We start from the raw sequence: 25868 nt of genomic DNA on the forward strand, positions 1-25868 counted from the left end.
CTCTTGGTTATGGTGTGTTGTATACAAGGCTATGCTGAGTTTGCCGAAGGTTTGACTAATCGGTCAAGCATTGCGTTGTAACGGACGCCGCACGGGCGCCCCTGGCTCTGGCGGCAAGCGCGCAATTGTACATAACAATTGCGTGTCTGTTCAGTTGCTTAACAAACCTAAATAACAAAAAAGCCCAGGCTGTCTGCCTGGGCTTTTCTGCTAATCGCATCTAGCTATTACATCTACCTATTACATCTACTTATCACAAGATTACATTACTCATTAACAGCCGCGATGGCTTTAGCAAGGTAAGGTAAGTTCTCGTGAGAGAAGCCTGCAACGTTGGCACGGCCAGAGCGCACCATGTAAATACCGAACTCATCACGTAGGCGATCGACTTGCTCGGGTGTTAAACCGGTGTAAGAGAACATGCCGCGTTGTTCTGCAACGCAGGCGTACTTCTCATCAAGGCCGTAAGGCTTAAGGGCCTCAACAAAGTCGCGGCGCAGTGTATTGATGCGATCACGCATTTCGGTTAGCTCTTCACGCCACATCGTTGTCAGCTCAGAATCATGAAGAATTTCGCTAACAATTGAGCCGCCATGAGCGGGAGGGTTGGAATAGTTTTCACGAGCAACGATCGCTGCTTGGGAGCGTACGTTTTCCATCTGTTCGGCGTCTTTTGCAATCAGAATCAAGCAGCCCGTACGTTCACAATAAATGCCAAAGTTCTTTGAACAGGAACTGGTGATAATAACTTCATCCAGGTTTTCGGCTAGGAGACGAACGCCGTAGGCGTCTTCATCTAACCCTTCACCAAAACCCTGGTAGGCGAAGTCAACTAATGGCAGCAGGTTGCGCTCGCGTAGTATCGCCATCACTTCGTGCCATTGATCTTGAGAAAGGTCAAAGCCAGTTGGGTTATGGCAGCAGGCGTGAAGTACAACAACATCGCCTTCTGGAATTTTCTTTAGTGCCGCTAGCATGCCATCGAAATCAAGGCGGTTATCGGCGTCAACATAAGGGTACTTGTGAAGTTCGATACCCGCAGCAGTAAAAATACCGTGATGGTTTGGCCAGGTAGGATCGCTCACCCAAATGCCTTTCCCAGGAAGCTGATTAGCAATAAAGTCAGCGGCCAAGCGCAGTGCCCCTGTGCCACCAGGAGATTGAGTAGCGCTTGCACGGTTGGCTTTTAATACGGAAGAGTCTGCACCTAATACCATAGGCAACACCGCATCACCGTATGCAGGTGCACCGTGAGAGCCAATATAGGTTTTGGTGGTTTCATTCTTGAGCAGGCGAGCTTCTGCTTCCTTGACTGCACGCATAACCGGCGTGTTGCCTTGTGCATCGCGGTATACGCCAACCCCTAAATCGACTTTCTGTGGATTGGTGTCTTTTTTGAAAGCTTCGATCAGCCCGAGAATGGCGTCTCCTGGGACTCGCTCAATTTGCTCAAACATTTATTCGGCTACCTCGTCGGTTCTGGCGGCAAGAATGAAGTCATTAAGATGCAGGCCTTTTATTTCATGAGACCACCATGTCACGGTGGTTTTACCCCACTCAGTGACAATGACAGGGTGGTGCCCAGCCTGCTCTGCTATGTCACCAACGCGCTGGGTAAATGCCAGGGCATCAGCGAAGTCACGAAACGTAAACTGTCTCGTTAGCTTCATGATGCCATCGTGGTCGACAATCTGCCACTCTGATAGCGCTTCTAAATGGGCTTGGCATTCGCTGTAGGACAGTGGGCTAGTATTGCCACCGCAAGGTTCACAGGCTGTTTTAGCAAGCGTTGTCATTGGTCTCCTCCTCGTCATAATGCTCTATTCAAGGTAGAAGGCATACACAGTCACGACCAACTTCTTTTGCGCTGTATAGCGCCTGATCAGCGCGCTCGATTAGACTGACCAATGGCTCTCCGCATCGGTATTCAGCTATACCAATGCTTAGCGTGACCTGACCAGCGCCGATTCCAAAATCATAGTTTGCAATGGCGTGGCGAATGCGGTCCGCGAGTTTATGGCATTGTTGCAGCGGCGTAAGCGGCAACACGACCATAAACTCTTCACCTCCAAGCCTTGCCACCATATCTTCGCAGCGTAAGAGCTGTTGGGTTTGCGCAGCAAGCTGTTCGAGTACGCTATCGCCTTGTAAGTGCCCCCAACGATCATTGAGCTGTTTAAAATGGTCAATATCTACCATCATTATTGATAACGGTGTTCCGTGCCGTGTGCTTAGTGAAGCTAAGTGCGTCAAATGCACCATGAGCTTTCGCCGGTTAGGTAATCCCGTTAAAGGGTCAGTATCGCAAAGTTTTCTTAGGCGCTGCTCTTCAGCAACTTGATCGGTAATATCCATCATGATGCCGTTCCAACGGACACCATTTAATGCGGGGAAAGGGTTAGCGCTCACGGCTATCCAGTGCGGCTTTCCGTTTGGTAGTGGGAGTCGGAAACGGGTTGTAAGCGGTAGCATCCAGCGGGCTGAGCGCTCAATAGAGGACATTATTTTTGGATGATCGTGACCGGTTAATCGCTCAATTAATTGATTTGCTTCCTGTGCTAACTGGCGTCTATCGATATGTGCCAACGCTTTGCCACCTCCTTCCAAATAGGGAAAGTGCATCCGGCCACAGTGTGATCGATAAAATTGAAAGATAACCCCAGGAATAAGGGATATTAAGCTGTCAGCACTGGTCGGTGCTGTGACTGTGTCATTCACGGGCATGCGTGAAGCTCCAAAGCATATGCCAAATAAAAGTTAATCGTGAAGGTTAGCCCTAAAACCGTAACTAATATGTAAGTTATTGCTGACATTTTTAAATTTTTTAAAATTTAATTGATATATGTATATTCTAAAATAGAATTAACGAGGTTAGGCAGGGGTTTACTATAGAAAGGTTGGCACCACATAGGAAAATATATTACTTTTAGATATATATAATACTTTTTTTATTACCGAGGTGTTTTTTGAATGCAGTAAAAGGAGCCACTGCCAAGGCAAGCCATTTGGCTGATGCTCAAAAAGTGAGTGATGACTTTATGAGCTTAGATGGCTCCGTCAGCTTAGTAGGTGCGGGGCCAGGCGATCCGGAACTATTGACGTTAAAAGCCTATAAGCGACTTCTAACCGCAGAAGTGGTGCTCTACGACCGCCTCGTTAGCGATGAAGTATTGGCCTTAATTGGTCCTCAGGCCGCCCGTTTTTACGTTGGCAAAGCGAAGTCATCGCACAGCGTACCTCAAGATGAAATTAATCAAACATTGGTAACTTGGGCTAAACAGGGGAAGCGTGTGGTACGCCTTAAAGGCGGCGATCCGTTTATTTTTGGCCGTGGCGGGGAAGAACTTGAAACACTTGTTGCGGAAAAAGTGATGGTCGAAGTTATTCCAGGAATTACAGCTGCCTCTGGTTGTGCAGCCTATGCAGGCATTCCATTAACCCATCGGGATCATGCCCAGTCAGTTCGTTTTGTAACGGGCCATTTGCAGCATGGGGAGTGCTCGCTTGACTGGCAAGCGTTAGCACGCCCTGGTCAAACCTTGGTATTTTATATGGGGTTGAGTAACTTAGCGTTTATTTGCCAAACATTAATTGCTCATGGTCTTGCGCCTACAACGCCCTTGGCGCTGATTGAGCAGGGAACAACTCAGCACCAGCGTACGCACGTTGGTTGTTTGCAAACGCTGCCTGAAACATTTAAGCAGGGTAAGATTGCGCCGCCTACCTTACTGATTATTGGCAGCGTTGTGTCGTTGCACGCTTCGCTTTCTTGGTTTGAGGTTGCTAGCGCAGGTGCGTTAGGCTTTCAGAAAGGTAAGCATTAGACGGACCCTAACAATTAAATGTACTAAGTAGAACTATTTGTCATACACGTTGGTCACTAGCTAGATGTTGCTAGATGTGTATGCTAGTAAAATAATGTCAGGTACTAAATGCCTATTAACGCTGCTGATATCGGTAGCCTAAAAAAGAAGAGAGGGACGCAGTATGTCAGAAGCAAACCACTCGGATCATCAAGCGCCAGCGAATAAGCCGGACATGGAAACGCTTTTTAAGGACAACCGTGTCAAAGGAATTGCGGGTATTGCCGCGATCGCAGTTATTTGGGCAATTATGGCGCAATCTAACTCAGGCACACGTCAAGAGCGTGTTGAGACGTTAGAAGGTCAGTTAGCTAGTGTTGAGCAGGATAATAGTCAGCTTAGTCAGCGTATTGCAGAAATTGAGCAAGCTGAGACTGATTTGAGTGCCATGCGTGAAGAGATGGCCTCGTTGGAAGAGCAGCAGGCCCAGTCACAAAGCGAGCTTGAGTCTGCTCAGCGTGATACAAGCGCGGTACAGTCGCGTCTTGAAGAGTTAGAGTCTGAGCGCGATACCCTGCAGCAAGAAGTTGATGCATTAAGCGAACAAGTTGAGAGTGCTGAGGCTGACTTGCAGGCGCTAAAAGAAGAGCGTGACCAAGTCGTAAGCGCTCGTGACGAAGCGGAGACTGCTCGCCAGGAAGTTGAAGAAGCTCGCCAAAGTGCCGAAGAAGCCCGCCAGGAAGCTGAGTCCGCTCGTCAGCAAGCTGAACAAGAGCGCCAGGAAGCTGTAGATGAGCTTAATGCCGCTCAAGAGGAATTGTCGAGTCTAGATACACAGATCAGTGACGCTAATGAACAGCTTTCTAGTATTGAGGAAGAAATTTCAACTGTTCAAGATGAGTTAGATAATCTGCGCAGTGAGCGTGATTCACTTACTAGTGAGCGGGATGAGCTGCAAAGCGAGGTTGATTCGTTAACTGAGCTGCGTGAAGAAGAGCAGCAGAGCCTCGACCAAGTACGCACGGAGATGGATGATCTCATGGTCGCGTTAGATATTGGTCGTGAAGAAGTTGCAAATGTTGAGAGTGATATTGAAGCCCGTGAAGAGCAGCTTGCGCGCTTAGAAACTCAGCTTAGTGATTGGCGTGACGAACTTTCCTCCTTGGAGAGTCGCCTGCATGTAAACGATACGGCTAATGATGAAGTGCCCACGCTAACGGGTGAAGAGAGTAACGAAACAGCTTCTGGTTCTGATAGCGCTGATACTGATAGCGCTGATTCCGATAGTTCTAGTTCTGATAATACTGAGCAAGTGGAAGAAGCAAGCTCTGACAATCAGGAACAACAAAACAGTAATTGAGAGATGCACCCTTAATGTGTGCTGATGATGGCTAGCGCAAGAAAGCGGATGTAGGCAGCCCCTGCATCCGCTTTTTGTATGTTGGTTTAGATTGTATGTTGGTTTAGAAATAGGTCGCCTAGGAGTATCATTCAATCACGTAACATTCACCGTAAGAAAACAGGAGCGCCATTGATGGACGGTGTAAAACATATAGTGGCAGTGGCATCGGGGAAAGGCGGGGTCGGTAAATCGACCGTTACTGTCAATTTGGCGCTAGCGCTTTCTGCTCAGGGCTATCGCGTTGGTGTTTTGGATGCCGATATCTATGGCCCCAGTCAAGCGCAGATGTTGGGTGTCAAAGAAGGCGTGCGGCCTCAGGCATCAGGTGACAATAAATTTCTGCCGCTAGAGGCACACGGTCTTCAAGCGATGTCGATGGCCTTTATGGTCAACACCCGAGAAGCGATGGTATGGCGTGGACCGATGGTGGTGGGCGCGTTTCAGCAAATGTTAACCCAAACCCAGTGGGATAATCTGGATTTTCTGTTGATCGATATGCCACCTGGTACCGGTGATATTCAGCTAACGCTGGCGCAAAAAGTGCCTGTTTCAGGCGCTGTAATTGTTACCACTCCCCAGGATATTGCGCTGCTGGATGCCCGTAAAGGCATAGAGATGTTCCGCAAGGTCAATGTGCCAGTGCTTGGTGTGGTAGAGAATATGAGCCTTTATCATTGTGAAAACTGCGGCCATGAAGCGGCAATTTTTGGCACTGGGGGCGGTGATCGTATCGCAGAAGAGTACGAGACAACCGTTCTTGGGCGGTTACCGTTAACGCTCTCTATTCGTGAGTTAGCTGATTCTGGTCGTCCCAGTGTAATTTCCGAACCTGATAGCTCAGTGAGCCACACGTTTGCAGCTATTGCTAAACAAGTGGCGCAATCAGTAAGTGCCAGCCATAGCGGTGGTCCGACTATTTCTTTTAGCGAGTGATGACGTAACAAATGAGTATTAAATCTGATAAGTGGATTCGTCGCATGGCACAGAGCGATGCCATGATTGAACCGTTTGAAGCTGAGCAGGTGCGCTATGTGAATGATCAGCGCGTGATTTCTTACGGCACGTCGAGCTACGGTTATGACGTTCGCTGCGCCGATGAATTTAAAGTGTTTACCAACATACATTCGGCTATTGTCGACCCCAAAGCGTTTGATGACAAAAGCTTCGTCGATATTAAGGGCGATGTGTGTATTATCCCGCCAAACTCCTTCGCATTAGCACGAACGGTAGAGTACTTTCGTATTCCGCGCAGTGTGCTGACGATTTGCCTTGGAAAATCCACTTACGCGCGCTGCGGCATTATTGTCAACGTAACGCCGCTTGAGCCAGAGTGGGAAGGGCATGTGACCCTTGAGTTTTCAAATACTACCAATCTGCCCGCCAAGATCTATGCGCATGAAGGGGTAGCTCAGATGCTGTTCCTTGAGTCTGATGAGGTGTGTGAAACGTCTTATAAAGATCGTGGCGGCAAATATATGGGGCAACGAGGCGTTACGCTGCCTCGCACTTAATCTTTGCAAGCCAAGCGAAAAACGCCTTACTCGCTAATAGCGGTAAGGCGTTTTTTTATGGTCAGGCCAGTAACGTTTACGTATTTTCGTCTAGTTCTTCGTCTAGCTCTTCTGCAGCATCTGTGTGTGAGAGCCGCATGCCATGCGGGGGAAGGGGATGGCCATCCATGGTGGCGTTTTCAGCGTTATATTGCAGGCGACCTTGCAAGAACCACTGAACCGCAATTGGAAAGATGAGGTGCTCACGAGCGTGCACCTTCTCTTTAAGTGTCTCAACGGTGTCTTCATCAGTGACGTTCAGTTCCGCTTGCAGCACAACGGGGCCACCATCCAGCTCTTCAGTGACAAAATGCACGCTACAGCCATGCTGTTTTACACCGTCTGCCAGCGCTCGAGCATGAGTATTTAGCCCTTGATAAGCCGGAAGCAAAGACGGGTGGATATTAAGCATTTTGCCTAAAAAACGCTGCACAAAGCGAGGTGTCAAAATGCGCATAAAACCTGCTAAGACAATTAAGTCAGGCTCATGGCGCTCGATGACTTTGATCAGCGCTCCGTCATAGGCATCGCGGCTGTCATATTCGCGGTGAGGTAGCGCAACGGCTTCAATGTCCGCTTCTAAGGCGCGCTTCAAGCCATAGGCATCTGGCTCGTTGGAAATAACAGCAACGATTTCCCCGCCAAGTTGGTCATGGCTTTGCGCATCAATCAGCGCTTGTAAATTACTGCCACTGCCGGAAATCAATACCACAATACGTCGCGCGGCTGTTGGCTCTGGCGCCATGTCGTTTATGGTGTCGTTGAACATGCCGTTATCGAAGTCGGTGCTGCTCATGCGCGAAGGTTCTCCAAAACGACGGCTTCCTCCTGGCGCTGAATAATTTGACCAATTTGATAAACGGTCTCGCCTTGCTCTTGTAGATGCTCCTTGGCGTTTTCAGCGTGGGCCTGGGGCACCACTACTACCATGCCAATGCCGCAATTTAGCACCCGGTGCATCTCCGTTTCACTGACATTGCCTTGGGCTTGTAACCAGTTAAATACTTCTGGGCGCTGCCAAGTTGAAAGGTCAACGTGGGCTGCAAGGCTATCGGGTAACACTCGAGGAATGTTTTCCAGCAAACCACCACCGGTAATATGGGAGAGCGCGTGAACGGGAATGTCTGTGTTACGCATCATCGACAGCAACGACTTCACATAAATACGCGTCGGCGCCATTAACGCGTCGCCAAGTGGCTGCCCATCTACAGCATCATTGAGTGAAGTGTTGCTAACTTCCAGAATTTTGCGAATCAGCGAGTAGCCATTAGAGTGCGGGCCAGAAGAAGCCAGTCCCAGCAATACATCGCCTTCGGCTACCTTACTGCCATCTAAGATATCGGCCTTCTCAACAATACCTACGCAGAAGCCGGCCAAATCGTAGTCATTGCCTTCGTACATGCCGGGCATTTCGGCAGTTTCGCCACCTACTAATGCGCAACCAGCCAGTTCGCAACCAGCACCAATGCCGGTTACTACATCTGCAGCGATATCCACATCCAGCTTACCCGTGGCATAGTAGTCAAGGAACAGCAGCGGTTCAGCACCGGCAACGATCAAATCGTTGACACACATAGCGACCAAGTCAATGCCAATGGTGTCATGCTTACCAAGGTCCATGGCAAGACGCAACTTTGTGCCGACACCATCCGTGCCGGAGACCAAGACTGGCTGCTTATAACCAGCGGGAAGCTCACACAATGCGCCAAACCCGCCAAGGCCACCCAGGACTTCAGGGCGTGTCGTGCGTTTGGCAACGTGTTTGATGCGATCAACTAGCGCGTTGCCGGCATCAATATCGACACCTGCGTCTTTATAGCTGAGTGAGGGAGTGGCCTGAGAAGTGGAGGTATCGGTCATGACAGATCCTGTGAAGCCTATAGCAGTACGGGTAGTGCTGGCGAAATGGCCAGTGCTGGGGCGATAACGGAACGGATTGTAACACCCAGAGACGTAAGTCGCATCGATGTGCGGCGTTAACCGATGTTCAATACGCTACTTTTGTTACTATTCAGTACGCTAAGGGCGCTAACCATCTTTCCAGGAGGGATATAAAGAGCATGCGACATTCATGGTGGGGCGTTGTGTTTTTGGTGGTGTTGGTGGGCTGCCTGTATTTACTCGATGCGGTATTGATGCCATTTATCGCTGGTTTAATTTTGGCTTACCTGGCTGACCCGCTTACCAATTATTTTCAGCGCTTAGGCATGAAGCGACCTTGGGCGGTGAGTAGCGTATTTTTAGTTTTGTTGCTGATTCTTATCTTAAGCCTGCTCGTTTTAATACCGCTGGTTGTTCAGCAGACGAAACAGTTAGGAGAGGCGTTACCGAGTGTCTTTAATTGGGTAGAAAACATTTTGGCACCGCAAGTACAAGAGTGGACAGGGTATGATCTAGGGGCAGAGTTAACGAACGTTCGGGAAACATTAGTCGAGAATTGGCGTGATGCGGGTAGCTATGCGGCTCAGGCGTTAAGTCAAATAGGTCGTTCGGGTATGGCTTTTGTTTCCTGGGTCACTTACGTTGCTTTGATCCCAGTCGTCACATTTTATTTGTTACTTGATTGGAGCAGGCTGCTTTCAAGTCTTGCTGATTTGGTTCCCCGTCAATGGACAAGTGATGTTTTCCGGTTGGCCCAGCGCTGCGATGAAGTTCTATCCGCCTTTCTGCGTGGTCAGCTACTGGTTATGCTGTGCTTAGGCATTATTTATGCAGCAGGCTTAACGTTAATGGGTTTGAATTTTGGCTTGCTGATTGGTGTTGTGTCTGGGCTTGTTAGTATTGTGCCATTCCTGGGTTTCATTGTGGGTTTGGTGGTGGCCCTCATTGTTGCGCTTTTCCAATTTGATACGTGGTGGGCTGTGCTGGGGGTGATCGCGGTATTTGGTATCGGTCAAGCGGCAGAAAGTGTCATACTTCAGCCTAAACTGTTAGGCGATAAAATCGGTTTGCATCCTGTTGCGGTTATTTTTGCAGTACTGGCGGGGGGGCATCTGTTTGGCCTTACAGGGGTGCTTTTAGCATTGCCTGCCGCAGCGGTCATTATGGTGCTTTTAAGGGAAGTTAAAGATCGTTATAAAGGCAGCGCTCTCTATGATGCCGAGCAACGTCCGACAGAACAGCAACATCATAATGATGGACAGGGTCGTCACGATGAAAGGGAGTCACCATGAGCCGATTACCGGCACAGCTACCGCTTGGGGTAGGGTTGCGAGACGACGCGACATTTAATAATTACTATGCCTCACAAGCAAATGCGTCATTAATGGAGTACTTGAGCCGGCAGCTTAAGGCGGATGCTGAACCATTCTTGTATTTATGGGGCGCGCCGGGCAGTGGCCGAAGCCATCTTTTACAGGCGGCATGTCACGCTGCCTCCGATGCAGACAAGCGAGCGCTCTACCTTCCGCTGTCAGATCTTGGCCACTTTCCACCGCTTATGCTGGAGGATATAGAGTGTCTGGACCTTGTCGCCATTGATGATCTTGAATATGTGATAGGTCGTAAGCGCTGGGAAGAGGCGCTATTTCACGCCTTTAATCGGCTGCGCGATGCGGGAAAAGCCTTAGTAATCGCTGCTAATACGTCTCCGCGCCAGTTAGACGTTGCCTTGCCTGATTTGGCGTCACGATTAACGTGGGGAGTTACGTTTCATCTACATCCACTGGATGATAACGAGCGCTTAGCGGCATTAAAGCTTCGTGCTAACGTTCGGGGAATGCAGTTGCCTGATGACGTAGGGCGCTACATTATGCATCGTGGGCCACGTGAGCTAGGAGAGTTGTGTCGTGCACTTGAGACGCTTGATCAAGCGTCGCTATCCGCTAAGCGGAAGTTGACTATACCTTTCGTCAAGTCGGCGCTTAATTGGTAACACATAATAAGCAAAACGCCCCCGCCAGATCACTGGCAGGGGCGTTTTAGTAACAGCAAGTCAATAACCGAAACAGGTTAAGCTGTTTTGCTCATTTTGCTGGCTGCTGCTTGTGCTTGCTTAACGTTATCTTCAGTCAGTTTTTGACCTTTCTGCAAGAAGTCTTGCTGAAGAGCGACCACTTTATCCGCATCGCCTTTTACACGCTCAGCCAGTTCTTTAGCCACTTTCTGCTGACCTTCCATATAGCTACGCAGGCCGCTGGCATCTTTAACGCTCATCAGCTGACGCATTTGGGCGATGCCGGTATCTACGTAAGATTTGTTGGCATCAAGCTGTGCGTTAAGCATTTTTTCAGAATAGTCGATACTTAGCGTCATATAGGCACGTACAGGTGCCATGAAGAAGTTATCGAACTGCTGAGTCATTTCGTTGGTGTTAAATGTTTGCATGGTAAACACTCCTGTTCCATTGCTCACTAATCGGCCCAATGATTGGCGGTGCCGTTAGTGTTGGTTGATCAGCAACGGTTTTGTTAAGCATTCACCGCGGCTGATATCTAGTTATCTTGCGTTGCAGCATAACAGGGGTTTTTGTGCAGTGCAACATTGCTGAGGATTGGATTTATAAAATATGTAACTGTCGCTGAGGAAGTTAATAATGCGTGTAGATTTACCTAACGCGTCGATGGCGCTAGGCTTAAGCGTATAGATAACCGTTACCACTAAAATAATCATTATAAAACATTATGTTAGTGATGTGGGTAGCGTTAGTTTAGGTTGTTTTAAAAGGAGTGCAAGGATGGACACACGTATTGAACGGGACAGCATGGGTGAGCTTGATGTGCCTGTGAATGCACTTTATGGTGCTCAAACACAGCGGGCTATCAACAACTTTCCTGTTTCGCATACTCCCATGCCATCAGCGTTTATTCATGCTGTCGCGCGTATAAAGCTTGCTGCCGCACGCAGTAACTATCAGTTGGACTTGCTGGATAAGCCTCGTGCCGATGCGATCATTAAAGCTGCTGGAGAGGTAATTGAGGGTCAGCATGACGCGCACTTTCCGATCGATGTCTTTCAGACAGGGTCTGGTACGTCGACTAATATGAACGTTAACGAAGTGCTAGCGACGCTTGCGAGTCGTGAAGGGATCGACGTAACGCCAAATGACCACGTTAATATGGGGCAGTCGAGCAACGACGTTATCCCGACGGCCATTCACTTGTCGGCAGCGATAGCTGTTCATGAAAGGCTTCGTCCTGCCTTAGTGTCGCTGCAGGCGACGATTGACCATAGGGCTAGTGAGTTGGCTCACGTTGTTAAAACAGGTCGTACCCATCTAATGGATGCCATGCCGCTGCGTATGGATCAAGAGTTAGGAGCGTGGTCGAGCCAAGTGGGGCAGGCTATTGAGCGTTTTGATAGCGCCATGACAAGATTGTGTCGATTAGCGCAAGGCGGTACGGCGGTAGGCACCGGTATTAATGCGCCTGAAGGGTTTTCCGAGCTAATGGCTCGCGACTTAAGTCAGCAAACCGGGCTGCCCTTTGAGCCTAACGAGAGCTTTTTTGCCAGTTTGGCCTCCCAGGATGCTGCCGTAGAGTTATCTGGTCAGTTAAAGGGATTTGCATGTGTGGTTATGAAGATCGCTAACGATTTGCGCTGGATGAATTCAGGGCCGTTGGCAGGGTTGGGCGAGATTGAACTTGAGGCACTGCAGCCTGGTAGTTCCATTATGCCGGGTAAGGTAAATCCTGTGATTCCTGAGTCGGCCGCCCAAGCAGCAGCACAAGTCATCGGTCTGGATGCCGCAGTAACGGTTGCTGGGCAGAGTGGTAACTTTCAGCTCAACGTGATGCTGCCGTTAGTAGCGTCGAATCTTCTTACATCGATTACCTTGATGAGTAACACAGCCACTTTGCTGGCTGAACGTGCTACCGCCACCTTCCGCGTGCGTGATGATAATTTACAGGGGCCACTCGCACGGAATCCTATTTTAGTGACTGCTCTTAATAGTGTGATTGGCTATAACGCCGCTGCCGCGGTGGCTAAAAAAGCCTATCAAGCTGGGCGGCCAATCATCGACGTCGCCGAAGAAGAAACTGATCTGGATCGCGCAACGCTTGAGCGCTTGCTAGACCCTGTTGTGCTTACGAAAGGAGGCATACCGAAGTAGCCTCTGTTGAGTGTTAAAGGGTCTGTTGAGTGTTAAAAGGGCAGACGTTAGGTTTCTTGCTCTTCCGTTTTGCCCTTTTGAATGGTTTCACTCGCCTCTTGGCGCTCTGCTGCACTGGCATCAGGTGTGTCGTGCTCATCCTGGCGTGAGGGGCGGTAGCAAAAAGTTGCCAATATAGGAAAGTGATCAGACCCAAACGCCCCAAGGCGTTGCATGTTAACGAGAGTGAAATGCTCGCTAACAAATGCGTGGTCAAGGGGCCAGCGAAGAATGGGGTAACTGGCATGAAAGGTACTGAACATACCGCGTCCACGGCGTGGATCAAGCATGCCTGCTATACGGCAGAAGCGCCGAGTTGTGCGTGACCAGGCAACGTCATTCAGATCTCCTGCGACAAGAGTGGCTTTTGGGTCTTGATGGATTTCTTTTCCAATCCATAAAAGCTCCGCATCACGCCATAGAGACTTTTCACTTTCACTGGGCGCTGGTGGCCTTGGATGAACGGCAAATAGACGGATATGCTGGCCGCTTTTCAGTTCTACCTGAGTGTGAATTGAGGGTATGTCGTCTTGTATAAGCCACTTTACCTCGGTATTTTTCAGCGCTAGCCGTGAATAAAGATGCATGCCATAAAGGTTATCTAGTGGAACCTTAACGCTATGAGGCCATTGCTCGTCTAGTGCTGGATCCAATTGATCTTGCCACCATTGATCTGACTCTAAAGTGAGAATCATATCGGGCTGATGGTGCGTTATCATCTCCAGGAGTTTTTTTGATTGACGGTTTGGTGTCAGTACATTGGCGATGAGTAGGGTGATCATCTGGTCTTCAGGCGCGTTATGTGCGGTTTTAACCTGAACTGGCCAGAGCTTTGTCCATGGCAAGATGTAGCGTAATTGCAGCCCTAACGTAACGAATGAAACAAGTATTGCTGTCACTTGCCACTGTCCTGGTTCTAATACCAATAGGCTCGCCAAGCCGCACGCCAAAGCGAGCACGGCGATTTGTAGTCGAGGAAATTCAAAACTGCGCACCCACCACCAGCGCATCGGCACGCGAGCGATAAGAGTGGCAAGTAACAGGGAGATGGCGGTGCATCCTAGCAAAGGCCCAAGCAAGGTTTACCTCCTGGTTTAACCGTGAATAGTTATTAATCTACGAAATAGTCGCTAAGCTATGATCAGCTTAGCGGCAAGAAGAGATATGTGTCGATCTCACTTTGCAATTGAGCAGTGTTAGTTTATTAGCCTCATTTCAAAGTGCTAAAAACTACTTGCAATTCAGCTATGAAGCCGTAGAATACGCATCCGTTGCACAGCAGGACCATAGCTCAGTTGGTTAGAGCGCCACGTTGACATCGTGGAGGTCGGCGGTTCAAATCCGCCTGGTCCTACCATTTACGTTATGTGCAACTAGTTACTTATACTTTTTATGTAGCTTACATTTAGGACCATAGCTCAGTTGGTTAGAGCGCCACGTTGACATCGTGGAGGTCGGCGGTTCAAATCCGCCTGGTCCTACCAAATACCTGCACTTGAAAGCCCCCTGCATATGCACGGGGCTTTTTTGTTATTGGTTGATAAAGAAGGGTAGGTCAGTTTGGCGAATAAACGTAGCCACAAGTGCTTCAATGCCTGACTGATCTTCTTGGCTAAAGCGTGCGTGCTGGGGGCTATCTAAGTCGAGCACTCCCCATAGGTGGCCGTCGATCACGATGGGAACAACGAGTTCTGAGCGTGAATCCGCATCGCAGGCGATATGATCAGCAATGGCGTGAACGTCATCAACGCGTTGAGTCGCCTGCAGGCGTGCCGCAGCTCCGCAAACACCTTTGTTGAAGGGGATTGGGTGGCAGGCGGGTTTACCCTGAAATGGGCCAAGGCTGAGTTGGTTGGGCTGGCGTTGGAGATAAACCCCCACCCAATTTAGCTCTTCTAATGTGTGATAAATAAAAGCGCAGGTTTGAGCGCTATTGGTTAGCCAGTCTCGGGTGTCTAGTAAGGCTTCAAGCTGCCGATTGAGCAGCGCATAATCAACACTATGCATACGCATTCCTTATGGGATTAAACGCATCATGCCAGCCCTAGGGCTGGCATGATTAAATTGCTAGAAAAGCGGTGCTGTTTATTCGATCCAGCCGGGAACTGCCGCACCCTTAAACAGTTCTTCTGCTTTTTCGATGACTTCATCGCGCTGGTAAGCATCAACAAGTTGACGGATTTCTTCGCGCTCTTCATCGCCGCCACGCACCGCGATTAGATTGACATAAGGGGACTCAGGCCCCTCCTTGATTAACGCGTCATCTAGGCTCAAGCCAGCCGGTTGAGCGAACGTATTATTAATGAACGCCATGTCCACATCGGGTAGCACACGGGGTAGCTGTGCTGCTTCAATTTCGCGGAAGCGGAAGTTACGCGGATTTTCAGCGATGTCAATGGGGGTGGCTTCCAGGTTGCTCGGATCATTTAGTGTGATCAGACCCTGGTTATGCATCAGAATGAGTGCACGTCCTTCATTAGACGGATCGTTAGGCAGTGCGATTTGAGCGCCATCGGGCAGCTCTTCAATGCTGTCGTACTTCTCAGAATAAGCGCCGATCGGGTAAACAAAGGTGTAGCCCGCAATGGCAAGATCATATCCACGGTCATTGACCATGGCCTGTAGGTACGGTTCGTGCTGGTATGCGTTAGCGTCTAAACTGCCGTCAGCGAGCGCAGCGTTAGGCGTCACGTAGTCAGTAAACTCAATGATTTCGACGTTTAGGTCGAACTCTTCTTTGGCAATCCGAGCAGCCACTTCCATAACTTCGGTTTCGGGGCCTGCTACGGTGCCCATTTTGATGGTGCGTGTTTCTGCGTTAGCAACATTAACCGCTAGTGCTAAAGCAGTTAGGCCGCCGATGAGTAGTTTTTGCATAGTGTCGCTCCTGTCGCGCAGTAAAGGTTGTATGTGATTATGGAGTAATAAAGAATAAAATTCTAATGCGTTTTGGTTATATTCGTCTATGCCGATAAAAGGCACAGGCTATTATCACTTGCGGTCACTTTTACGCACCAAGTAGTCGCCCAGACTTTGGAAGCCCTGCACCATAATCACTAAAATAACGACGGTAATTAGCATGATGGTTGGGTTAAAGCGGTTATAACCATAGCGAATTCCTAAATCACCAAGCCCGCCGCCACCTACTGCTCCTGCCATGGCAGAGTAGCTGACCAGTGTCACTAGTGTAATCGTTAGGCCTGTGATGATGCCGCCCCTTGCTTCAGGGATGAGAACTTTGGTAATAATTTGCCAGGGTGTTGCACCCATTGATTGTGCAGACTCAATAAGCCCAGGAGATAGTTCGTTAAGTGCACCTTCTATTAAGCGAGCAACAAAAGGAATAGCAGCAATAGTTAGCGGCACTGAGGCTGCATTAATGCCAATAGAGGTGCCTACCAGCATGCGCGTGAAGGGAATAATCGCTACCATCAAAATGATAAAGGGGATTGAGCGGCCAATATTGGTAACAATGCCTAGCACTTGATTAAGCACCGGCATGGCCAAAATTTGGCGAGGACGGGTAACGTAAAGCATCACGCCAAGCGGCAGGCCAAGTAGGGTAGCAATGACGCCGGAAATGGCCACCATGTAAAGCGTATCCAGCGTGGCTTGTAAAATAAGATCAAACATTGCGCTGGACATGGCCGAGTACCTCTACCTGTAGTTGATGTGCTTCTAAATAAGCCATTGCTTCCTGGGTTTGTGCGGGGCTGCCGAGCAGCTCAGCAATCATCAGGCCTAGCGTACGGTCTTGAATAGACTCGACCTTTGCCTGAAGTATGCTGACGTCAACGCTGCACTCTCGTGCTAAGCGAGAAATAAGGGGGGTCGAAACCGCATCGCCGGAAAATGTTAGTCGAACAACAGGGTGAGTATGCTCACTCGGCGTGTCGCTTAACCGCTCAATCAACTCTTTAGGCGGACTGAGCTGCAAAAAGTCATTCAGGAACTCTCGACCTAACTGCGTTCTAGGCGCAGTGAAAAAATCACCGACCTCAGCATCTTCAACAAGCTCGCCATTGGAAATAAGACTTACGCGGTGGCAAATTGATTTCACCACTTCCATTTCGTGGGTGATCAGCAAAATGGTGATACCAAGCTGCTGATTAATTTCTCTCAGCAGCTCAAGGATAGAGCTAGTGGTCTGGGGGTCCAGTGCTGACGTGGCTTCATCGCACAGCAATACGTTGGGTTTACTGGCCAGTGCACGGGCAATGGCAACGCGCTGCTTTTGACCGCCAGAAAGCTGGGCTGGATATTGCTTGGCTTTATCAGACAAACCTACCAGCTCTAATAATGGCGCTACACGATTTTTAATAGCGCTGCGACTTTCACCCATTAATTCAAGTGGGAGGGCCACATTGTCAAATACTGTGCGCGTTGTTAGCAGGTTGAAATGCTGAAAAATCATTCCAATACGATGGCGGGCGCGGTTTAATTCGCCACGGCTAAGGCGAGTCATTTCCTGACCGTCGACGACTACGCTGCCAGTGCTTGGCCGCTCAAGCAGGTTGACGCAACGAATAAGAGTCGATTTACCTGCGCCCGAAAGGCCAATAACGCCGTGAATCTTGCCTTTGGGGATCGTTAAATTAACGTCTTTTAGGGCATGTACGGTGCTATCACCGGTGCCATAGGTTTTACTTACATTGCTAATTTCAATCATAGCGTCTGCCTTAATGGTAGGCCGAAGACGGAGTGCGAGGGAGCAAGCGTAGGGCGGGAAATAAAAAAAGGCCACCCTTACGGGTGGCCATCAACGCTGGACACACCCTTTTAGCTGCACTTCACCAAGCTATTCGCTGGGTGGACGCCCGCAATCTGGGTACAAATCGGCGTCATTACATTTGCGGCGAAAGTCTAAAGAGTGGTGGCTGGCTTGTCAATTAGAACCCTTCTATTTCATGCTTTTGTGCTTGGGAGCAGATTTATTTACTGACTAAATGACTTTAAAGAGTGGTTAGTGCTTTTTTATGTGTTTTTTGGTTGGTTGCTGTCAGGAAAAAGCTATTCCAATGCTGGTATCTGGGGCTTTGGCTGCACAAGCCCTAGGCATTAGTAGTAAGCTTGCACAAAATTTTTAACTCTATTTTATCTTGAAAGTGTTTCATAAGAGGACCAAGCCATATGTTTACAGGCATTGTGCAAGGCGTCGCTAAAGTTGTTGCGGTAAACGAACTCGAAGAGTTTCGTACCCATGTTATTGCATTACCTGAGGAAATGCGCCGAGGGCTGTCGATTGGGGCATCGGTGGCTCATAACGGTGTTTGCCTGACGGTAACCGCCATAGAGGGTGAAAATGTCAGCTTTGACCTGATGCGTGAAACATTGCGTTTGACAAATCTTGGTGCAATTGCACCAGGGCAGTGCGTCAACATAGAGCGTGCGGCGCGCTTTGGTGATGAAATTGGGGGGCATTCCATGTCCGGCCACATTATTTGCATGGCTCGCGTAGTAGCGATAGAAGAGGCGCCTAACAATCGCAGGCTATGGTTTTCACTGCCAGAGAAAGTCGCTAAGTTTGTATTTGAGAAGGGTTACATTGGTGTTGATGGTATTAGCTTAACCGTAGGTGATGTGCGCCCCGCGAGCGATAGTGCTGGGGTTGAGTTCAGTGTCAATTTGATTCCAGAGACGCTGGCGCGCACGGTATTAAAAGACCGATTGTTGGGTGACCGAGTTAATATCGAGATTGATCCACAAACTCAAGTGATTGTAGAGACGGTAGAAAGGGTGTTGGCTAGCCGTCTTTAGAAAGTTATTTTGATCTACCGTTGACCGATCGGTTAGCTCATGGCCTGAAGTTTGCTATTCATATAAGTGGGTGGGCGACTTCCCATCAACGCTAGCGGCACACGGGGTACTCGCAAGACGAAGAGCCTTTCGGTAATATGTGCCGCTTTTCTCGCATCAAGGGACGCATTCAGCGTAAGCGCGAAGGATAAAAACGACATGAAACTTCTGGACAACTACTTCAAGCTCACTGAGCAGAAGACCACTGTAAAAACCGAGGTGATCGCTGGATTCACCACGTTCCTTACAATGGCTTATATCATTTTCGTTAACCCGAGCATTCTTTCGGAAGCGGGGATGGATTATGGCGCGGTGTTTGTTGCCACCTGTGTGGCTGCTGCGATCGGATGTTTTGTCATGGGGCTTTGGGCAAACTACCCAATCGCACAAGCACCAGGAATGGGGCTGAATGCCTTTTTTACCTATGGCGTCGTACTTGGCATGGGCTATACCTGGGAAGCGGCATTAGGGGCTGTCTTTTTCTCTGGTTTTGCCTTCTTTTTGCTGAGTATTTTTAAAGTCCGTGAATGGATCATCAATTCAATCCCGCTCTCGTTGCGTTTAGGCATTGCTGCAGGTATTGGCTTATTCCTTGCGATGATTGCACTTAAAAATGCCGGTATTGTGGTCGCAAATCCAGCCACCTATGTGGCACTTGGTGATCTATCCCAGCCTCCCGCACTTTACGCCTTATTGGGCTTTTTCGTTATTACGGCGCTTTCCTACCTGCGCGTAACCGGCGCAGTAATGATAGGTATTTTAGGTGTTACGATCCTTGCGATGTTGTTTGGTCATAACCAGTATGGCGGTATTATGTCGATGCCTCCTTCCATTGCGCCTACCTTTATGGCAATGGATTTAATGGGCGCGCTGGATGTGGCAATGCTTAGCGTTATCTTTGCCTTTTTGTTTGTTGATCTTTTCGACACATCAGGCACGCTCGTAGGGGTTGCTCATCGTGGAAAGCTGCTGGATGAAGATGGCAAGTTGCCACGCATTGGTCGCGCCATGATGGCCGATAGTACCGCGTCTATGGCAGGTGCTGCACTGGGTACTTCAACAACGACTAGTTATATCGAGTCAACTGCAGGTATCGCTTCGGGAGGCCGCACCGGTTTAACCGCAGTTGTGGTGGGGCTTCTGTTCTTAATTAGTCTTTTCTTTGCACCATTAGCAGGGTCTATTCCTGCTTATGCGACCGCAGGTGCTCTGCTGTATGTAGCTGTACTGATGGCGGGCAGCTTGGCTAATGCTAATTGGGAAGATCCTACTGACGCCGCGCCGGTACTAATTGCTGCCCTAGCCATGCCGCTGACCTTCTCTATTGCAGAAGGTATCGCGCTAGGTTTCATCAGCTATGTGGCGATTAAGACTTTGGCTGGTCGTTTTAGCGATTTGAATCCAGCCGTTATTATTTTGGCACTACTGTTTGCAGCGAAGTTTTTATTCCTGGGTTAAAAGCCCGTCTTACTATTAATCAATGAGAGACGCGATGAGCATCTACGGCGACTACATTAAGTCCGTTATTCGCACGGTTCCTGACTGGCCAGAGCAGGGCGTAAATTTTCGTGATATCACGCCACTTCTGCAAAATAGCGCTGCCTTTCGCAAGCTGATCGACAGCTTTGTGCACCGTTACCAGGAAATGAACTTAGATGCCATCGCGGCTATTGATGCCCGAGGCTTCATTATTGGTGCGCCGCTGGCATACGAGCTAGGCTGTAGCTTTGTCCCTGTGCGTAAGAAGGGCAAGCTGCCGTTCAAAACAATCAGTGAGACTTATACGCTTGAATACGGTCATTCAGAGGTTGAGCTTCATTCTGATGCTTTTCAGGAAAATGATCGCATCCTGTTGATGGATGATCTGATTGCAACAGGTGGCACCATGCTCGCAGCAGCGAATCTTATTCAGCGCTCTGGTGGTCAAGTGGTAGAAACAGCAACCATTATTGATCTCCCTGAACTGGGTGGTTCTCAGAAAATTCGCGATGCTGGCTATAGCGTATTCGCGGTATGTTCCTTCACTGAAAGCGAGTAACGCACCTTATGAGCAGCGAGCGCTATCATCAACACTTCACCGTTTCTTGGGATCAGCTACATCGCGATGTGCGCCAGCTGTGTCATCAGCTAATAGAACGGGACTTTAAAGGCATTGTAGCGATTACCCGTGGTGGTTTAATTCCTGCAGCGCTGATTGCACGCGAACTTAACATCCGTTTGATCGATACTATTTGTATTAAAAGTTATGATCATATGGATCAAGGTGGTTTAGACATCATGAAGGGCGTTGATCATGATGGCGATGGCTGGCTGCTAGTCGATGACTTGGTGGACACTGGTAAAACCGCGCGTGCTGTTCGTGAAATGCTGCCGAAAGCACACTTTGTGACAATTTATGCCAAACCAGAAGGACGTCCTCTGGTAGACCAATACCTTACCGAAGTGGCTCAGCAGTGCTGGATCCAATTTCCTTGGGATATGGGCATTGCGTATGTTGAGCCGCTAGCGGATCAACTGAAGAAGTAATATGGCCAACCCGCTACCCGACGACTGGAAGCAATGGCTTGGGCAAGAATTTCAGGCTGACTATATGTCAGCGCTGAAAGCATTTCTGGCCCAAGAGAAAGCAGCAAAAAAGGTGATTTATCCGCACTCATCGCACTGGTTTCGCGCTTTTGAGCTGACGCCTTTAGCCTCTGTAAAAGTCGTTATTTTAGGGCAAGACCCTTATCACGGCCCAAACCAGGCTCATGGCTTGTGTTTTTCAGTACAGCCAGGCATTCAGGTACCTCCCTCTTTAGTCAATATTTATAAAGAGTTAGCGTCTGATGTAGGTTTTAGGCCTGTGCGTCATGGCTTCTTAGAGTCGTGGGCGACTCAGGGAGTGTTGTTACTGAACGCTGCGCTAACGGTTGAGCAAGGCAATGCCGCTTCTCACCGTGGTAAGGGGTGGGAGCACTTTACCGATTGTGCCATTGAAACGGTCAGTCAGCATGCTGAACCATGTGTCTTCCTGCTATGGGGTAGCCATGCGCGGCAGAAGAAAGCACTGATTGATCAATCGCACCACTTGGTGTTGGAGTCTCCGCATCCGTCTCCACTCTCTGCGCATAGAGGCTTTTTTGGTAATCACCACTTTTCTAGGGCCAACCAGTTTCTAACCGAACATGGGCGCTCACCGATTGAGTGGCAATTGCCGGAAACCCCTTAACCTAATGGTCAGTTGCGGGTAGAATGGCGCGCAATTTTGTAAGCTTGTCGATGCGACCTAGGTCGCCATCCTGAATCCCCTGCAGCGAGGAAGTCCCATGAGTGTTTACGCCATTAACCATCCGCTTGTTCAACATAAGCTGGGACTAATGCGCGAAGCTGATTTGAGCACCAAGAGCTTCCGAGAACTAGCAGGTGAAGTGGCGAAACTGCTTACTTATGAGGCTACCAAAGGTCTCGAACTTGAAGATCATGAAATTCAAGGCTGGAACAATGCGCCAATTGCCACGCGACGTTTAAAAGGCAAGAAAGTGACGGTTGTGCCGATCCTACGTGCTGGCTTAGGTATGTTGGAGGGAGTCACTGACCTGATACCCAGTGCTCGTGTCAGCGTTGTGGGACTTTATCGTGATGAGGAAACACTTCAGCCAGTGCCTTATTTCGCTAAGTTTGCAAACGATATCGAAGAGCGCATGGCGCTTGTGATTGACCCTATGCTTGCGACGGGTGGTTCAATGGTTGCAACACTAGATATGTTGCGCGAGCGGGGTTGTGAGCATATGAAAGTCATTGTGCTAGTGGCTGCGCCTGAAGGTATCAAACGAGTCCAGGATGCTTACCCTGATGTTGAAATTTACACCGCATCAGTAGATGACCGGCTCGATGAGCACGGCTATATCGTGCCTGGCTTGGGAGATGCTGGCGATAAAATTTTCGGGACGCGCTGAGCTTTCTGACTAACAATGCCCCTTACGCTTTGCGTCGGGGGCATTTTTTTGGCTAACCACCTATTGTTGGCTAACCACCTACTTTTTGCTAACCACCTACAACGAAATATTGGAAGCGTTTAAATGAGCAATTCAGCAAGTCATGAGTCTTGGCCAAAAATGCTGCTAACAGGCGCGCAAATGCTATTTGTCGCGTTTGGTGCGCTGGTATTGGTGCCGTTACTGACCGGGTTAGATCCCAGTGTTGCGCTATTTACCGCTGGAGTTGGCACCCTAGTATTTCACGGGGTTACTAAACAAACGGTACCGGTTTTTCTGGCCTCCTCATTTGCATTCATTGCCCCGATTCAGGGTTCGATTGCAAGTTTTGGCGTGTCGGCAACGCTGGGGGGGCTGATGGCTGCGGGGGTTGTTTACGTTGTTATTTCCCAGGCAGTGCGTGTTAAAGGCACGGCATGGCTACATAGGTTGCTGCCGCCTGTTGTGGTCGGGCCGGTTATCATGGTGATTGGTTTAGCATTGGCGCCAGTCGCTGTCAGTATGGCGACAGGCGAGACAAGCGATAACATTGGTTATGGTCAAGCGATTTTCCTTTCTATGGCCAGCTTGCTAGTGACGCTTGTATTAGCTGTTTTTGGGCGTGGAATTTTACGTCTGGTGCCGATTATGGGCGGCATTGCAGTAGGGTATGGCTTAGCGCTTGTGATGGGTGTCGTCGATTTTACCTCCGTACGTGATGCTGCTTGGTTGTCGGTGCCTAGTTTTACCGCCCCTAGCTTTCACTGGGCAGCGATTTTGTTCATGATTCCCGTTGCAATTGCTCCCGCAGTTGAGCATATCGGCGACATGGTGGCGATAGGCTCGGTGACCCGTAAAAACTATCTTGAAAAACCTGGCCTTCATCGCACCTTGTTAGGTGATGGATTGGCGACCATGACCGCTGCCTTGTTTGGTGGACCTCCCAATACTACTTATTCAGAAGTCACGGGGGCGGTGACGCTGACTAAGGCGTTTAACCCGATGTATATGGTAATTGCCGCCGTTATCGCGATTGTACTGGCCTTTGTAGGTAAGCTGGGTGCGTTATTGCAAACCATTCCAGGCCCTGTGATGGGGGGGATTATGACCCTGCTGTTTGGCTCCATTGCGGTGATTGGCATGAACACTCTGGTGCGTGCTGGTCAGTCATTAACAGCGGCGCGTAATCTCGTGGTGGTCTCGTTAATTTTAGTGTTTGGGATAGGTGGAATGCAGTTCGGGGGCGGACAGTTCACTCTTCAAGGCGTGAGCTTAGCCGCGCTGGTCGGCATTGCGCTAAACTGGCTCTTGCCTGTTGAAAAAGAGGGTGAGTAGCTACTTAACTGTCTGTTCATTTACTATCTGTTCATCATTGGGAGTCGTTAATGGAAAAGGCCATTGATAGTCCATTTCCTGTGCTAGGCATTGCCGCATGGAGCGGAACTGGTAAAACGACCCTGTTAGCGCAGCTGTTGCCTCGACTGCGCGAGGTGGGCCTTCGGGTGGGAGTAATAAAGCATGCCCACCATAGTTTTGACGTGGATCAGCCAGGAAAAGACAGCTATCAGCTTCGTAAGGCGGGCGCTGAGCCGATGTTGATTGCATCTCGGGAGCGTTTTGCTCTGATGCAAGAGACGCCTGACCAAGAGGAGCCAGATTTGGCCTACCTTGTTTCAATGATGGCTTACCATGCGCCAGATTTAGTCATCGTAGAGGGGTTTAAAACGTGGCCAATTCCAAAGCTAGTTCTGTATCGTGAGGGCATTGGAGATGATTCCATTATGAGTGGTGATTGGGTGCAAGCAGTGGCGCTAAGCGGTTCGTCCCCTGAGTCGCTGAGTCCAACCGTAAAGCGGCTAGATCTTAATAATAGTGAAGCGATCACGCAGTGGGTGCTCGAATGGTTAAGCGCCCAGCCCAACAGCACCACTTCCTAACACCATGGCTTGATTAAATAGGTAACGATATGCAGCTAACTCACCTCAATAGACACGGCGAAGCCAACATGGTTGACGTCGGAGATAAGCGAGAGTCCCGTCGTGAGGCAGTGGCGTCTGGACGTATCGTTATGCAGCCTAAAACATTGCAGCTGCTGAGTGATGGCGATTTACCGAAAGGCGATGTACTAGCGACCGCTCGTATTGCTGGCATTCAAGCGGCTAAACGTACTCACGAGCTGATTCCGCTATGCCATTCATTGGCGCTGTCGAAGGTCTCCGTTGACTTCGATATCGATCACGCTAACGGGTGTGTTCATGTCTCAGCGCTATGTCGCCTTAATGGGCAAACAGGGGTAGAAATGGAAGCCCTAACAGCCGTATCGGTGGCGTGTCTGACACTTTATGATATGTGTAAAGCGGTAGACAAAGATATGCGCATTGAGGCCATTCAGCTGGAAAGTAAGCGAGGGGGAGTCCGCGGAGACTACCAGCGTGGTGCGCCAGAGCCTATTGTGACCGGCGGTAGTCTGGCTGGAGAGGTCAGCTTGGGTGAGCGCTGTTCATCGCCTTGTGTACGGGTGAAATTCCTTGCTGAATTACGTGAAAGGGTGGAAGAAAGTGATCTTTCTATAGGGCTTGATCAACTGCCAAGTCGAGATGTGGCTGGATTGAAAGCGGCATTAAGCGCTAGGGATTCGCGCTTTAACGTGCTCTCTGAGCAACGCACGCTATGCGCTATTAACCAAGTAATGGCAAACGATAGTGCACGACTTACTGATGAGGATGAAGTTGCCTTCTTTCCTCCAGTGACGGGGGGGTAAGTCCATGACTGACATCGCAGAGACTGAGTTGGATATTGCCGTTAGGGTTCAAGAAGCGCCGTTTGAAATGGATGATGGCTATGAAAGTACGCTTCGCCAGCGTACCGATATTGGTGCTATTGTCACCTTCACTGGGTTTGTGCGTGATTTTAATGAAACCCCAGATGTCATTAGGCTTACCCTAGAGCACTATCCTGGGATGACTGAGCGCACATTAACGCAGATTGGTGAACAGGCTTATCAGCGCTGGGCGTTGCAGGCCATACGGATTATTCACCGTATTGGTGATTTGGCCCCGGGAGACCCTATTGTACGTGTCCTGGTGGCTAGCGCTCATCGCCGTGATGCTTTCCAAGCTTGTGACTTTATTATGGATTTTTTAAAAACCCAGGCGCCATTTTGGAAGAAAGAGCACTCCAGCGATGGTGCTTACTGGGTAAAAGAGCGCCACACCGATCAGCAGGCGGCAGAGCGTTGGTAGTTAAGGATAACAAGCCAGGGATGGCGGG

The 25868-nt window shown here is 49.4% G+C and carries 28 protein-coding genes and 2 tRNA genes; 19 read left to right on the forward strand and 11 right to left on the reverse strand.

Annotated features, from left to right (window positions below):
• Positions 1–266 precede the first annotated feature (266 nt).
• The 3 genes from CR46_RS0101255 to CR46_RS0101265 are packed head-to-tail and all read right to left on the reverse strand — an operon-like array spanning position 267 to position 2724.
• A complete protein-coding gene (locus CR46_RS0101255) occupies positions 267–1457 on the reverse strand; it encodes an amino acid aminotransferase (RefSeq protein ID WP_030069358.1) in 1191 nt (396 codons plus the stop codon).
• The gene (locus tag CR46_RS0101260; protein WP_030069360.1) at positions 1458–1796 is read right to left on the reverse strand and encodes a 4a-hydroxytetrahydrobiopterin dehydratase; all 339 of its coding nucleotides are present in this window, start codon (positions 1794–1796) and stop codon (positions 1458–1460) included. It abuts the gene before it with no gap.
• 28 nt (positions 1797–1824) lie between these two features.
• A complete protein-coding gene (locus tag CR46_RS0101265; protein WP_030069362.1) occupies positions 1825–2724 on the reverse strand; it encodes a sensor domain-containing diguanylate cyclase in 900 nt (299 codons plus the stop codon).
• Positions 2725–3038: 314 nt separating this feature from the next.
• On the opposite strand from CR46_RS0101265, the gene cobA reads away from it, so the two are divergent.
• The 4 genes from cobA to dcd all read left to right on the forward strand — a co-directional run bounded on the left by cobA (position 3039) and on the right by dcd (position 6716).
• Complete coding sequence (gene cobA / locus CR46_RS0101270) at positions 3039–3824, forward strand: uroporphyrinogen-III C-methyltransferase (protein WP_030069364.1); 786 nt, start codon at positions 3039–3041, stop codon at positions 3822–3824.
• 163 nt (positions 3825–3987) lie between these two features.
• Positions 3988–5163 (forward strand): coiled-coil domain-containing protein, encoded by a 1176-nt coding sequence (locus CR46_RS0101275; RefSeq protein WP_030069366.1) that lies wholly within the window; start codon positions 3988–3990, stop codon positions 5161–5163.
• 174 nt (positions 5164–5337) lie between these two features.
• Entirely contained in the window at positions 5338–6138 is an 801-nt protein-coding gene (gene apbC, locus CR46_RS0101280; RefSeq protein ID WP_051690098.1) for an iron-sulfur cluster carrier protein ApbC, read from the forward strand.
• Positions 6139–6149: 11 nt separating this feature from the next.
• A complete protein-coding gene (dcd, locus tag CR46_RS0101285; protein WP_009723443.1) occupies positions 6150–6716 on the forward strand; it encodes a dCTP deaminase in 567 nt (188 codons plus the stop codon).
• A gap of 76 nt (positions 6717–6792) precedes the next feature.
• Here dcd and purN read toward each other — a convergent pair whose 3' ends face one another.
• Positions 6793–7551, reverse strand: a complete 759-nt coding sequence (gene purN, locus CR46_RS0101290; RefSeq protein WP_030069371.1) for a phosphoribosylglycinamide formyltransferase — start codon at positions 7549–7551, stop codon at positions 6793–6795.
• Positions 7548–8615 (reverse strand): phosphoribosylformylglycinamidine cyclo-ligase, encoded by a 1068-nt coding sequence (gene purM / locus CR46_RS0101295; protein ID WP_030069373.1) that lies wholly within the window; start codon positions 8613–8615, stop codon positions 7548–7550. Before purM ends, purN begins: the two co-directional genes overlap by 4 nt.
• Before the next feature lie 200 nt (positions 8616–8815).
• Between purM and CR46_RS0101300 the strand changes: the two genes are divergently transcribed.
• Both CR46_RS0101300 and hda read left to right on the forward strand, forming a co-directional pair.
• Entirely contained in the window at positions 8816–9928 is a 1113-nt protein-coding gene (locus CR46_RS0101300; RefSeq protein WP_030069374.1) for an AI-2E family transporter, read from the forward strand.
• On the forward strand, positions 9925–10629 hold the full coding sequence (gene hda / locus CR46_RS0101305; RefSeq protein WP_030069376.1) for a DnaA regulatory inactivator Hda: 705 nt from the start codon (positions 9925–9927) through the stop codon (positions 10627–10629). Before CR46_RS0101300 ends, hda begins: the two co-directional genes overlap by 4 nt.
• Before the next feature lie 77 nt (positions 10630–10706).
• On the opposite strand, the gene CR46_RS0101310 is transcribed toward hda, so the two are convergent.
• Entirely contained in the window at positions 10707–11081 is a 375-nt protein-coding gene (locus CR46_RS0101310; RefSeq protein ID WP_030069379.1) for a phasin family protein, read from the reverse strand.
• 349 nt (positions 11082–11430) lie between these two features.
• On the opposite strand from CR46_RS0101310, the gene CR46_RS0101315 reads away from it, so the two are divergent.
• Positions 11431–12807 (forward strand): class II fumarate hydratase, encoded by a 1377-nt coding sequence (locus tag CR46_RS0101315; RefSeq protein ID WP_030069382.1) that lies wholly within the window; start codon positions 11431–11433, stop codon positions 12805–12807.
• A 47-nt stretch (positions 12808–12854) separates the two neighbouring features.
• On the opposite strand, the gene CR46_RS0101320 is transcribed toward CR46_RS0101315, so the two are convergent.
• Positions 12855–13925, reverse strand: coding sequence for an endonuclease/exonuclease/phosphatase family protein (locus CR46_RS0101320; protein WP_030069384.1), 1071 nt, complete (start codon positions 13923–13925; stop codon positions 12855–12857).
• Positions 13926–14126: 201 nt separating this feature from the next.
• On the opposite strand from CR46_RS0101320, the gene CR46_RS0101325 reads away from it, so the two are divergent.
• Positions 14127–14203: transfer RNA gene (locus tag CR46_RS0101325), tRNA-Val, on the forward strand.
• Between the two features lie 50 nt (positions 14204–14253).
• A tRNA-Val gene (locus CR46_RS0101330) sits at positions 14254–14330 on the forward strand.
• A gap of 46 nt (positions 14331–14376) precedes the next feature.
• Here the strand turns inward: CR46_RS0101330 and CR46_RS0101335 are convergent.
• The 4 genes from CR46_RS0101335 to CR46_RS0101350 all read right to left on the reverse strand — a co-directional run bounded on the left by CR46_RS0101335 (position 14377) and on the right by CR46_RS0101350 (position 17515).
• Positions 14377–14853, reverse strand: a complete 477-nt coding sequence (locus CR46_RS0101335; RefSeq protein WP_030069387.1) for a GAF domain-containing protein — start codon at positions 14851–14853, stop codon at positions 14377–14379.
• A gap of 78 nt (positions 14854–14931) precedes the next feature.
• Entirely contained in the window at positions 14932–15723 is a 792-nt protein-coding gene (locus tag CR46_RS0101340; protein WP_030069389.1) for a MetQ/NlpA family ABC transporter substrate-binding protein, read from the reverse strand.
• Positions 15724–15837: 114 nt separating this feature from the next.
• A complete protein-coding gene (locus tag CR46_RS0101345) occupies positions 15838–16491 on the reverse strand; it encodes a methionine ABC transporter permease (RefSeq protein ID WP_030069392.1) in 654 nt (217 codons plus the stop codon).
• The gene (locus CR46_RS0101350; protein WP_030069394.1) at positions 16472–17515 is read right to left on the reverse strand and encodes a methionine ABC transporter ATP-binding protein; all 1044 of its coding nucleotides are present in this window, start codon (positions 17513–17515) and stop codon (positions 16472–16474) included. Before CR46_RS0101350 ends, CR46_RS0101345 begins: the two co-directional genes overlap by 20 nt.
• Before the next feature lie 461 nt (positions 17516–17976).
• Here CR46_RS0101350 and CR46_RS0101355 point away from each other — a divergent pair, with 461 nt between their 5' ends.
• From CR46_RS0101355 to moaE, 10 genes are all read left to right on the forward strand, one after another.
• The gene (locus CR46_RS0101355; RefSeq protein ID WP_030069396.1) at positions 17977–18603 is read left to right on the forward strand and encodes a riboflavin synthase; all 627 of its coding nucleotides are present in this window, start codon (positions 17977–17979) and stop codon (positions 18601–18603) included.
• Positions 18604–18801: 198 nt separating this feature from the next.
• Positions 18802–20100 carry an NCS2 family permease gene (locus CR46_RS0101360; RefSeq protein WP_030069398.1) on the forward strand — a complete coding sequence of 433 codons (1299 nt, stop codon included), beginning with the start codon at positions 18802–18804 and terminating at the stop codon, positions 20098–20100.
• Between the two features lie 34 nt (positions 20101–20134).
• Positions 20135–20680 carry an adenine phosphoribosyltransferase gene (locus CR46_RS0101365; protein WP_030069400.1) on the forward strand — a complete coding sequence of 182 codons (546 nt, stop codon included), beginning with the start codon at positions 20135–20137 and terminating at the stop codon, positions 20678–20680.
• A gap of 8 nt (positions 20681–20688) precedes the next feature.
• Positions 20689–21168: a xanthine phosphoribosyltransferase gene (gene gpt, locus CR46_RS0101370; protein ID WP_030069402.1), complete on the forward strand. Its 480-nt coding sequence runs from the start codon at positions 20689–20691 to the stop codon at positions 21166–21168.
• A 1-nt stretch (position 21169) separates the two neighbouring features.
• Complete coding sequence (gene ung, locus CR46_RS0101375; protein WP_030069404.1) at positions 21170–21853, forward strand: uracil-DNA glycosylase; 684 nt, start codon at positions 21170–21172, stop codon at positions 21851–21853.
• 97 nt (positions 21854–21950) lie between these two features.
• A complete protein-coding gene (gene upp / locus CR46_RS0101380; protein WP_030069406.1) occupies positions 21951–22580 on the forward strand; it encodes a uracil phosphoribosyltransferase in 630 nt (209 codons plus the stop codon).
• A gap of 123 nt (positions 22581–22703) precedes the next feature.
• The gene (locus CR46_RS0101385) at positions 22704–23933 is read left to right on the forward strand and encodes a uracil-xanthine permease family protein (RefSeq protein WP_030069408.1); all 1230 of its coding nucleotides are present in this window, start codon (positions 22704–22706) and stop codon (positions 23931–23933) included.
• Between the two features lie 50 nt (positions 23934–23983).
• Positions 23984–24535 carry a molybdopterin-guanine dinucleotide biosynthesis protein B gene (gene mobB / locus CR46_RS0101390; protein ID WP_030069409.1) on the forward strand — a complete coding sequence of 184 codons (552 nt, stop codon included), beginning with the start codon at positions 23984–23986 and terminating at the stop codon, positions 24533–24535.
• 29 nt (positions 24536–24564) lie between these two features.
• Positions 24565–25359 (forward strand): cyclic pyranopterin monophosphate synthase MoaC, encoded by a 795-nt coding sequence (gene moaC, locus CR46_RS0101395; protein WP_030069411.1) that lies wholly within the window; start codon positions 24565–24567, stop codon positions 25357–25359.
• Between the two features lie 4 nt (positions 25360–25363).
• Complete coding sequence (gene moaE, locus CR46_RS0101400; RefSeq protein WP_030069413.1) at positions 25364–25840, forward strand: molybdopterin synthase catalytic subunit MoaE; 477 nt, start codon at positions 25364–25366, stop codon at positions 25838–25840.
• Positions 25841–25868: the final 28 nt, after the last annotated feature.

This window comes from Vreelandella neptunia (assembly GCF_000712975.1).
Lineage (GTDB): Bacteria > Pseudomonadota > Gammaproteobacteria > Pseudomonadales > Halomonadaceae > Vreelandella > Vreelandella qaidamensis.